The sequence below is a fragment of the Neisseria sp. P0021.S007 genome (assembly GCF_051956855.1).
The window spans coordinates 1-617 of sequence record NZ_JBQCXA010000735.1 but is presented as its reverse complement, the minus strand read 5'-3'; the positions used below and the strand labels follow the sequence as shown (position 1 = coordinate 617).

General features: G+C 56.4%; 1 protein-coding gene. It reads right to left on the bottom strand.

Annotated features, from left to right (window positions below):
* Positions 1-617 (bottom strand): ComEC/Rec2 family competence protein (locus ACTHUR_RS15665; RefSeq protein ID WP_440399566.1); only part of this gene is annotated, 617 nt, incomplete at both ends.

The following is a 617-nucleotide window of genomic DNA, read 5'->3' as shown; positions in this document are numbered from 1 at the left end:
ACAAAACAACGGCCAAAGCCTGCCACCATGCCGTCCAACCCGAGCCGCCACTGCCGCGCCACCATACCCACGCAAATGCAGCCAACATCAACACACTGCGTTGCGTCGGTACGGAAAAACCGGCCAAAAGCGCATAAAACAAAGCCCCGGCAACACCGCCGGCCAATATCCACACACGCGGTTGCGCCGGAATCCACGGCGAATAACGGAAAATTCGCTTGATCAGCCAGGCAAACAATACCGCCACCATCGTCACATGCAATCCCGAAATACTGACCAAGTGCGTCAGCCCCAAAGGCCGGAATGCCTGCCACAAAGGCGGCCGCAACGCCGATTGCTCACCAATACTCAAAGCACGCATCAACCCTATGCCGTCTGAAAACTCAGGATATTTATCCTCTATTCTCTGCCAACTTCGGCTTACCGCATCACGCATATTAGCCAAACCGAAACCGCCGCCTTGACGCACGAGTTTCCTGTCGCGCCCCAAAGTACCCATGCCGTCGAGACCATTGGCCAAAGCCCATGTTTCACGGTTCAAACCGCGCACATTCACTTCACCGATCACCGGCTTTACCCGCGCCGATACAGACCACCGACTGCCCACCGTCCAATCG